This window comes from Micromonospora sp., from assembly GCF_048594385.1.
Taxonomy (GTDB): domain Bacteria; phylum Actinomycetota; class Actinomycetes; order Mycobacteriales; family Micromonosporaceae; genus Micromonospora; species Micromonospora wenchangensis.
Genome location: NZ_JBMDWU010000522.1, coordinates 1 through 9,418, shown reverse-complemented (window position 1 = coordinate 9,418; position 9,418 = coordinate 1). Strand labels below are relative to the sequence as shown.

Genomic DNA, 9,418 nt, shown 5'->3' with positions numbered 1-9,418 from the left:
GATCGAGCGCCTTCCCCATCATTCGGACCGTACCAGCGTCTGCTGACAGGCACGTCTGCCGATCTGCCGGCGTGGGCGGGCCGAAAGGCCGTCGGTGCCGCCCGCCACACCCGGTGTCCGCCCCGTCCGGCCCGGAGTTGTCCCGACCGGCGGTCAGGGGCGTCCCCACCGTGGGACGCTGGCCGGGTCCGGGGGACGCCACCGGCGCGGTGTGGCGCCGACGCGGGGAGGGGACGCGATGACGGGTACGCCGCAGCTGGACTTCGCACTCGACACGTACGAGTGCATCGTGCTCTATCCGGGTCCGGCCGGTCGGGTGCTGCCGAAGGAGACCGTGCAGCGCCTCCAGGCCGAGCACACCGCGCACATGCGGGCCCTGCAACGGCGGGGTCTGGTGCTGGTGGCCGGTTCGATCGACGGCCCGGCCCGGGAGCCCGCCCCGCCGATCGGCATCGGCCTGGCCCGCACCGGTTCGGTCGAGGACGTACGCAGCGTGATGGAGGCGGACCCGGCGGTGCAGGCCGGCCTCTACATGGTCGACGTGCTGACGTTTCTCTGCCCGGCGGGCTCGCTGGAGTTTCCGCTGGTCAAGACCGACAGCTGAGCGCCGGGTCGACGGGCGTGGCGCGGCGGTGACCGACGGTGGCGGCGTCGGCGCACGGGAGCACGGGAGCGCGCGGACGGCGATTGCCGTCGGGCGGTACGATTCCCGGCGCGCGGTCGCCGATGCCCGCCACTTTCCGACGTGCCCCCGGCGTGGCCCGCGTCCCGCCGGCCACGCGCCCACCCCGCGCGTCGTCGGACCCTGTTCCTCAGTCCGCAAGGGGTCGGCCCGCAGGTCGACCCGGAGGAGAGACTAGCCTGATGGGCGTGAACCGCCGCGCGAAGATCGTCTGCACTCTTGGCCCCGCCACCTCGTCCCCGGAGCGGCTCCGGGGCCTCATCGAGGCGGGCATGAACGTGGCCAGGCTGAACTTCAGCCACGGTAGTCACGCCGACCACGAGTCGGTGTACCGGATGGTCCGCGAGGCAGCCGAGGCGGTCGGCGTGCCGGTCGCCATCCTGGCCGACCTCCAGGGCCCGAAGATCCGGCTCGGCAAGTTCGCCGACGGGCCGCACGAGTGGCGCACCGGCGACTCGGTGGTGATCACCGGTGACGACATCCTCGGCACCCGGGACCGGGTCTCCTGCACCTACCGCAAGCTGCCCCAGGAGGTGAAGCCGGGCGACCGGCTGCTGATCGACGACGGCCGGGTCGCCGTCGAGGTCAGCGACGTCACCGGCAACGACATCCGGTGCCTGGTCACCGAGGGTGGCCCGGTCTCCAACAACAAGGGCGTCTCGCTGCCGAACGTGGCGGTCAGCGTCCCGGCGATGTCGGACAAGGACGCCGAGGACCTGCGCTTCGCCCTCGGCCTGGGTGTCGACCTGATCGCCCTCTCCTTCGTCCGTACGGCGGAGGACATCAAGCTCGTCCACGGCATCATGGACGAGGAGGGTGTGCGCCGGCCGGTGCTGGCCAAGGTCGAGAAGCCCGAGGCGGTCGACCACCTGGAGGCGATCGTGCTCGCCTTCGACGGCGTCATGGTGGCCCGGGGCGACCTCGGCGTCGAGATGCCGCTGGACCAGGTGCCGCTGGTGCAGAAGCGGGCCGTGCAGCTGTGCCGGGAGAACGCCAAGCCGGTCATCGTGGCCACCCAGATGCTCGACTCCATGATCGAGAACTCCCGGCCGACCCGCGCCGAGGCCTCCGACGTGGCCAACGCGGTGCTCGACGGCGCGGACGCGGTGATGCTCTCCGGCGAGACCAGCGTCGGCAAGTACCCGGTGCTCACCGTCAGCACCATGGCCAAGATCATCACCACCACCGAGGCCGGTTCGATCGGGGTGCCCCGGCTCCAGCACGACCCGCGTACCCACGGCGGCGCGCTGACCGTGGCCGCGTCCTCGATCGCCCGCGCCATCGGGGCGAAGGCGCTGGTGGCCTTCTCGCAGACCGGTGACACCGTCAAGCGGCTCAGCCGGCTGCACTGCGACCTGCCGCTGCTGGCGTTCACCCCGGTCCCCGAGGTGCGCAGCCAGCTCGCGCTGTGCTGGGGCGTGGAGACCTTCCTGATGCCGTTCGTGCAGCACACCGACGACATGTTCCGCCAGGTCGACCAGGCGTTGCTGGGTCTCAACCAGGCCACCCCCGGCGACTACGTGGTGATCGTCGCGGGCAGCCCGCCCGGCACCCCCGGCTCCACCAACACCCTGCGCGTGCACCAGCTCGGCTCCCTGGTCGACGCCGCCAGCGCCCGGGCGCTCCAGTGAGCACAGCGGCAGTTTCGGTGAGCGCGAGGAGCGCGCCGGGTTTGCGCGCCCCGCAGTCGCGAACAGAGCAAGCTCGGTGAACGGGCGTCCGGCGGCGACCGGCCAGGCCGCGGTCGACCAGCTCCTCGAGGTCCTCGACCTCGACCACACCGGCGCGACGTCCTTCCGTGGGGTCAGCCCCTCGGTCGGCCCGCAGCGGGTGTTCGGGGGGCAGGTCGCGGGGCAGGCTCTGGTCGCCGCCGGGCGCACGGTCGCCCCGGAGCGGTTCGTGCACTCGCTGCACGGCTACTTCGTCCGGCCCGGCGATCCGGCCGAGCCGATCGACTACCAGGTGGAGAACGTCCGGGACGGACGCTCCTTCTCGGTCCGCCGCTCGGTGGCGTTGCAGCACGACAAGCCGATCTTCTTCATGTCGGCGTCCTTCCAGCGGCAGGAACAGGCCCTGGAACACCAGGCTCCGACCCCGCCGGACGTGCCCGGTCCGGACGACGTCCCGACGATGTCCGACCGGTTGGCCCGCTATCCGGAGCGGCTGGGCATCTGGGGACAGATTCCCCGTCCGATCGACGTCCGCTACGTCGGCGAGCCCGGCTGGGTACGCCCCGGCGACCGGCCCGCCGACCCGTACCAGCGGGTCTGGATGCGCATCGACGGCAAGCTGCCCGACGATCCGCTGCTGCACGCCTGCGCGCTGACGTACGCCTCGGATCTGACCCTGCTGGATTCGGTCCTGTCGGTGCACGGCGAGGTCTGGGGGCCGGGCGGCCTGGTCGGGGCGAGCCTGGACCACGCCCTGTGGTTCCACAGGTCGTTCCGGGCCGACGAGTGGTTCCTCTACGACTGCTGGAGCCCGTCGGCCTCGGGCGCGCGGGGGCTGGCCACCGGCCGGATGTTCACCCTCGACGGTCGGCACATCGCCAGCGCCGTCCAGGAGGGCCTGCTGCGTCGCGTCGGCGACTGAACACCCCCGCCGCCGGGGTGCGGCGGGGGCCGGCCGGGCTCAGAAGCTGCTGACCACCTTCACCAACGCCTCGTCGACGGTGGTCGGGTTCTTGGCGTCGAACGCCTTGCCGGCCGACGCCTTGGCGATCCGGTCCAGCGCGGCCAGGTCGGAATCCTGGTCGAAGGCCACGCAGAAGACCTTCACCGGCTTGTTCGGGTCCAGCGCGATGTCGCGCAGCAGCCGGTCGAGGTCGCTGTCCTTCTGGTATTCGTTCTTGCCGTCAGTGAGCACCACCACCGCGTTGATCCGGTTCGGGTCGTACCTGTCGAGCAGCGTGCGGTGTGCCGCGCGGACGGTGGCGTACAGGGCGGTGTTGCCGCCGATGCGCAGCCCGGCGAGTTTCCGGTTGAACGCGTCCCGGTTCAGCGGCGCGAGCCGTACCTCCTCGCTGTACGGCCGCTTCGGTCGTTGCGGGGTCTCGCTGGAGAACGACCAGAGCGCCACCTGGTCGGCGGCGTTGAGCAACCCGATCGCCTTGCTGGCGGCGTCGGTGGCCACCTGGAACCGGGTCCGGTCGCCGACGCTTGCCTTCATCGAGCCGGAGGTGTCCACGGCGAGCAGGATGTTGGCCTTCTTGCGCAGGGTGTCCCAGCTGCCGAGGATCGCGCCGACCACCTCCGGGGTGGGCGGGTCGAAGTAGGTGAGCCGGTCGCCACCCGGCCCGGCGACCGTGGCCAGCAGCGTCTCGGCGGGCCGGCGTTCGTCGTCGCGGAAGCCGAGGGCGGCGAAGCTGCGCTGTTGCGGGCCGTCGCGGAGGAAGGTGAGGAAGTCCTCGGCGGCCTCGCGTTGCGTCGGGTCGGCCGACGGCAGCACCACGTACGGGTGGTCGAGGTTGAAGGTGCCCTCCTTGGGGTGCACCGCCACCAGCGGCACCCGGGGCTTGCTGCCGGTGGGGCTGAGCTGGCCCTGGTTGTAGAGGTAGACCAGCTCCTCCTGGAGGACGATCGCGCTCATGTCGGTCGCCGGGGCGTCCCCGGTGGCGGCGGCGTCGGCCTCGGCGAGACCGCGCAGCAGGTCCACCGAGTCGTCGCTGTAGTGCGAGACGTTGGCCTCGATCCGCCTGACGAACTGGGTCACCGCCGGCTGGGCGAGGTCCTCGCTGGTCAGGTCGCTGGCCCGGTTGACCGCCGCGTAGTAGGTGGCGATGGTGGCGGCCAGACCGGAGGTGGACAGGTGCGGGTTGTCCTTGCCGAAGGTGAACCGGCCCCACTCGGGCTTGCCGAACGCCGCCCAGCCGGTGCCGCCGGAGAGGCCGAGCACGTCGGCCCAGCCGAGCGGGCCGCGCTGCTGCACCAGCTCGCCCCGGTCCTTGGGCATCGCGATGACCAGCGGACTGTTGGCGATCGACGGGTACTGCCCGGGGGTCTGCGCGGGCCGGCCCGCCGCCTTGTCGAGCAGCCGGAGCTGCCCGGTCCACAGTGACGAGGTGGGCAGCCACACCTGCGGCTCGGCGACCTTCGGCTGGGTGAGCGCCCACCCGCCGGCCAGCGCCTCCATCGCCTCGCCCGAGTTGAGGCCGTGCACGGTCACCTGCGCGCACCGCCCACCGAAGCGCCGGTCGGCGGTGTTGTACCGCTCGGCGAGCTGGGCGACCAGCGCGCTCTTCTCGGTGGAGGAGCTGACCTCCAACGGTACGCAGTCGGCCCGGTCGGTGCCGGGCGTCGGCCGGACGTACAGGTACGCCCCGGCGATCACCGCGAGCCCCGCGACGACGGCCACCGCGTGCGGCAGCCACGGTCGGGCGGGACGCTGACCGGCGGCCATCGGCTCCTCCAGGGGTTCGTTCGGTGGGTCAGGCGTCGGTGCGGGTTGCCGGCGCGGGCCGGGTGCCGGGCTGCGCCACCTGGCCGTCCGGCGGGCCGGACGGGGTCAGCGCGGCGGCGACGAGCAGACGGACACCGTAGACCACGACGAGGGCGAGCAGACCGACGGCGGCGGCGGTGCCCACGTCGGTGCTGGCGACGTACCCGGTGGCGAAGCCGACCGCGCCGAGGAGGAACGCGAGGGACATCCCCCACGGGTCGGCCCACTGTCGACGCAGCCGCCGGCCGAAGCCGTCCCGGGCCGCTGCTGTCGGGGTGGCCGGCCGGTCCGTGGCGGCGTACGGGGTGGGGGCCGCCGGGGCGGACCAGGCCGTCGCCGGTGGGGCGCTCGGCGTCGGCGGCGCGGGGTGGGCGGTCGACGTGGTGGGCCACGGCGTCGGCACCGGGTCGTCGGTCGGCTGCGGGGCGGCCGGGATGCCCGGCGGGGCCTGCGCCACCCCGGCGGTCGGCCAGGGGTCCGCCGCCGCCGTCGTCGGCCACGGGTCGGCCGCCGCGACGACCGGTGCGGCCGGCGGGGTGGCGGCCACGGTACGCGGAACGTGCTGGGTGGCCGCGGCGTCGGTGCCGGCCCGCAGCACGCTCTGCAACGGCACCTCGCCGCTCGGGTGGGCGTCGCGCCCGAGCAGCCGCAGCAGCACCTCCTGGGCGGTGGGCCGGACCCGGTGGTCCTTGTCCAGGCACTGCCCGATCAGGGTGGCGAGCGGACCGGTGAGCCCGGTCAGGTCCGGCGGCTCGTGCAGGACCCGGTGCATCACCGCGACGACCGGGCCGGTACCGAACGGCGGCTGACCACCCGCCGCGAAGGCGATCGTCCCGGCCCAGGCGAACACGTCGCTGGCGGGGCCGACCTCGTCGTCGCGGAACCGTTCGGGGGCCATGTAGGTGGCGGTGCCCATGATCCGGCTGGTCATCGTCTCGGTGACGTCCAGCGCGCGGGCGATGCCGAAGTCGATCACCCGGGGGCCGTCCGCCGCGAGGATCACGTTGTCCGGCTTCGGGTCGCAGTGCACCACGTCGGACTGGTGGATCGCGGCGAGCGCGGTGGCGGTGCCGACGGCCAGCCGGTGCAGTGCGTTGCCGGCGACCGGCCCCTGCTCGCGGACGTGCCGTTGCAGGGTGACGCCCTCGATGAACTCGCTGACCACGTAGGGCAGCTCACCGTCCACGTCGGCGAAGAGGATCTGGGCGGTGCAGAACGGCGCGACCCGGCGGGCGGCGGCGATCTCCTTGACGAACTGGGCCTTCGCCCGGGGATGCTGGTGCAGGTCCACGTTGATGACTTTGACCGCGACCCACTTGCCCTGCTCGTCGCGGCCCAGGTAGACCACACCCTGACCGCCCGCGCCGAGCCGACCGATCAGCTCGTACGGCCCGGCCTGGCGCGGGTCCCGCGGGTTCAGCGGCGTCACGTCCGGCATCGCTGTCGCTGCCCCTATCGGCCTGTGCTCCGGTGCGCTGGTGTCCGCCACCGGCGACCCTGCCGGCGACACGGGTATGGTGCCATGCCCACGCCACCGGGACAGCCCACCCTGGCCGTTCGGTGGAGGGTGGCGGTCCGGCCGGCGGGGCCGGCGACTAACCTTGCGGCCATGCGCCTCTCCGCCCGGGTCGACTACGCACTGCGTGCGGCGGCCGAACTCGCGTCGGTCGCCGATGGCGCGGACTCCGGCCGGTCCCGTCCGGTCACCGCCGAGCAGATCGCCCGGTCGCAGGACATCCCGCCGAAGTTCCTGGAGAGCATCCTGCTCCAGCTGCGCCGGGGTGGCATCGTGCACGCCCAGCGGGGCCCGGAGGGCGGCTACTGGCTGGCCCGGCCGGCGGCGGAGATCTCCCTCGCCGAGGTGATCCGGGTGATCGACGGTCCGTTGGCCCACGTGCGGGGGCAGCGTCCCGAGCAGCTCGGCTACCACGGCGCGGCCCGCGCGTTGCAGGAGGTCTGGATCGCGCTGCGGGCCAGCGAACGGGAGATCCTGGAGCAGGTCACCATCGCCGACGTGGCGGCCGGGGTGCTGCCGGGCCGGATCACCGAGCTGGCCGCCGACCCGCGCGCCTGGAGCTGACGCCCCCGGGCCGTACCCGGCCCGCCGGACCTGCCTGCCGCACCGGGCCCGCGGGACCTGCCCACCGCACCCGGTCCGCCGGCGTCTGACCTGGTCTGCGGGATTCAGTCCGGGGCGTCCCGCTGCGCCGGGCCCGTCCCACCCACCGATCTGGGGGTTGACCGGGGAGCGTCCCGTGCCGCATTCTCGACCAAGTCGATAGGAGATGCCGAAAAGTTCGGAGGGCTCGTGCGCAAGCTTCTGATCCTCGCTCTGGTCGGGTTGGCCGCGCAGCTCGTCGACGGCGCGCTCGGCATGGCGTACGGGCTGACCTCGTCGACCCTGCTGCTCTTCGTCGGGGTCGCCCCGGCCGCCGCCTCGGCGTCGGTGCACCTCGCCGAGATCGGCACCACGCTCGCCGCCGGTGTCGCCCACTGGCGGTTCGGCAACGTCGACTGGCGGGTGGTGACCCGGATCGCCCTGCCCGGCGCGGTCGGCGCGTTCGTCGGGGCCACCTTCCTCAGCTCCATCTCCACCGAGAACGCCGCCCCGTGGATGGCCGGCATCCTGTTCACCCTCGGCGCGTACCTGCTGGTGCGCTTCTCCCGGCCGCTGCGCCAGCGTTCCGGCGCCGGGCGGCTGCGCGGCCGGTTCCTCGGCCCGCTGGGCCTGGTCGCCGGGTTCGTCGACGCCACCGGCGGCGGGGGATGGGGCCCGGTGGCCACCCCGGCACTGCTGGTCTCCGGCCGGATGGAGCCCCGCAAGGTGATCGGTTCGGTGGACACCGCCGAGTTCGTGGTGGCCGGGGCGGCCAGCATCGGCTTCCTGATCGGCCTGGGCAGCGAGGGCTTCCTGCTGCCGACCGTCGCGGCGCTGCTGATCGGCGGCCTGATCGCCGCGCCGGTGGCCGCCTGGCTGGTGCGGATCGTCCCCGCCCAACTGCTGGGCGCGACCATCGGCGGGGTGATCGTGCTGACCAACGCCCGCATCCTGCTCAAGGCCGGTGACGCCGGCTCGACCGTCCGCCCGGTGGTCTACGTGCTGCTCGCCGTGGGCTGGGTGGTCGCCCTGACGTTCGCCGTCCGGGCGCTGCGCCGCACCCGCCGGGCCCGCGCCATCGTCGACGCCGCCGCCACCGCCACCGCCACTGCCGTCGCCACCACCACTGCCGTCGCCACCGCCGACACGCCCGCCGTCGGTGCGACGCCGTCGCCGGACACCGCGGCTGCCGTCGTCGGGGCCGGCGCCGTCGCCGGGTCCGCCCCGGCCGGGGCCGACGACGACCGGCTGGCCGTCGTCGAGCGCTGAACCCCGGCAGGGGTACGCCGCCCGCCCCGCCGACCGTCGTACCCCACCGGTGATCCGGCACGGGGGCGGCGACGGTCACCCGGGAAGCGTGCCGCCCGGGGCGGGTCCGGCCGGGGCCGGGTGCCCGGCGAGCAGGTCGGTCGCCGCCGCCGACAGCAGCGCCCAGGCCCGGTCCACGTGCTCCGGCCCGGTCAACGGCGAGCCGACGGCCAGGCGCAGGGTGTACCGCCCGTTGACCCGGGTGTGGGTCAGGTAGACCTGCCCGCTGTCGTTGACCCGGGCCAGCAGCGCCGCGCCGGCCTCGTCACCGGCCCGCAGCCGGAATGTGACCAGGGAGAACGGGTGCGGGGCGGCGAGGGCGAACCGGTCGTCGGCGCGGACCAGGGCGGCGAACCTGTCGGCCAGGGCGATCCCTGCGCGCAGGTGCGCACGCAGCCCCTCGACGCCGTACCAGCGCAGGACGAACCAGAGTTTCAGCGCCCGGAACCGGCGGCCCAGTGGCACCTGCCAGTCCCGGTAGTCGATCACCGCGCCGGATTCGCTCGCCGCGTTGCGCAGGAACTCCGGCATGACGGTCAGCGCCTCGATCAGCTCGCCCCGGTCGGCCACCCAGAAGGCGTCGCAGTCGAATCCGGTGAGCAGCCACTTGTGCGGGTCGAAGCAGTACGAGTCGGCGTGCTCCACCCCGGCGTGCGTCCAGCGCAGCTCGGGGCAGACCGCCGCCGCCCCGGCGTAGGCTGCGTCGACGTGCAGCCACACGCCGTACCGGGCGCAGATCGCGCCGATCTCCGGCAGCGGGTCGACGGCGGTGGTGGAGGTGGTCCCGATGGTCGCCACCACGATGGCGGGCACCACGCCTTCGGTCAGGTCCGCCTCGATCGCCGCGCGCAGCGCCGCCGGCCGCATCGCCTGGGTCGTCGGGTCCACCGCGA

8 protein-coding genes are annotated in these 9,418 nt (G+C 73.8%); 5 read left to right on the top strand and 3 right to left on the bottom strand.

Going from position 1 to position 9,418, the window contains the following annotated elements; translation table 11 throughout:
* Window positions 1–238: 238 nt before the first annotated feature.
* The 3 genes from ACOJTC_RS27775 to ACOJTC_RS27765 all read left to right on the top strand — a co-directional run bounded on the left by ACOJTC_RS27775 (window position 239) and on the right by ACOJTC_RS27765 (window position 3,274).
* Window positions 239–604 carry a YciI family protein gene (locus ACOJTC_RS27775; RefSeq protein WP_088643099.1) on the top strand — a complete coding sequence of 122 codons (366 nt, stop codon included), beginning with the start codon at window positions 239–241 and terminating at the stop codon, window positions 602–604.
* A gap of 260 nt (window positions 605–864) precedes the next feature.
* Entirely contained in the window at window positions 865–2,313 is a 1,449-nt protein-coding gene (gene pyk / locus ACOJTC_RS27770; RefSeq protein WP_208569251.1) for a pyruvate kinase, read from the top strand.
* A 76-nt stretch (window positions 2,314–2,389) separates the two neighbouring features.
* On the top strand, window positions 2,390–3,274 hold the full coding sequence (locus ACOJTC_RS27765; protein WP_420119093.1) for an acyl-CoA thioesterase: 885 nt from the start codon (window positions 2,390–2,392) through the stop codon (window positions 3,272–3,274).
* A gap of 39 nt (window positions 3,275–3,313) precedes the next feature.
* Here the strand turns inward: ACOJTC_RS27765 and ACOJTC_RS27760 are convergent, their stop codons facing one another.
* On the bottom strand, window positions 3,314–5,080 hold the full coding sequence (locus tag ACOJTC_RS27760; RefSeq protein WP_204926034.1) for a vWA domain-containing protein: 1,767 nt from the start codon (window positions 5,078–5,080) through the stop codon (window positions 3,314–3,316).
* A gap of 28 nt (window positions 5,081–5,108) precedes the next feature.
* Window positions 5,109–6,557, bottom strand: a complete 1,449-nt coding sequence (locus ACOJTC_RS27755) for a serine/threonine-protein kinase (protein WP_420119092.1) — start codon at window positions 6,555–6,557, stop codon at window positions 5,109–5,111.
* 171 nt (window positions 6,558–6,728) lie between these two features.
* On the opposite strand from ACOJTC_RS27755, the gene ACOJTC_RS27750 reads away from it, so the two are divergent.
* Both ACOJTC_RS27750 and ACOJTC_RS27745 read left to right on the top strand, forming a co-directional pair.
* A complete protein-coding gene (locus tag ACOJTC_RS27750) occupies window positions 6,729–7,199 on the top strand; it encodes an RrF2 family transcriptional regulator (protein ID WP_204926036.1) in 471 nt (156 codons plus the stop codon).
* A 228-nt stretch (window positions 7,200–7,427) separates the two neighbouring features.
* A complete protein-coding gene (locus ACOJTC_RS27745; RefSeq protein ID WP_420119091.1) occupies window positions 7,428–8,486 on the top strand; it encodes a sulfite exporter TauE/SafE family protein in 1,059 nt (352 codons plus the stop codon).
* 75 nt (window positions 8,487–8,561) lie between these two features.
* On the opposite strand, the gene ACOJTC_RS27740 is transcribed toward ACOJTC_RS27745, so the two are convergent.
* The coding region (locus tag ACOJTC_RS27740) for a pyridoxal-dependent decarboxylase (protein ID WP_420119090.1) at window positions 8,562–9,418 on the bottom strand (857 nt) is incomplete at its 5' end.

What these genes read in the sequence shown, in the direction of transcription:
- pyk (WP_208569251.1), top strand. Translation starts at nt 865, where the DNA reads ATGGGCGTGAACCGCCGCGCGAAGATCGTCTGCACTCTTGGCCCCGCC.
- ACOJTC_RS27750 (WP_204926036.1), top strand. Translation starts at nt 6,729, where the DNA reads ATGCGCCTCTCCGCCCGGGTCGACTACGCACTGCGTGCGGCGGCCGAA.
- ACOJTC_RS27755 (WP_420119092.1), bottom strand. Translation starts at nt 6,557, where the DNA reads ATGCCGGACGTGACGCCGCTGAACCCGCGGGACCCGCGCCAGGCCGGG.
- ACOJTC_RS27760 (WP_204926034.1), bottom strand. Translation starts at nt 5,080, where the DNA reads ATGGCCGCCGGTCAGCGTCCCGCCCGACCGTGGCTGCCGCACGCGGTG.
- ACOJTC_RS27775 (WP_088643099.1), top strand. Translation starts at nt 239, where the DNA reads ATGACGGGTACGCCGCAGCTGGACTTCGCACTCGACACGTACGAGTGC.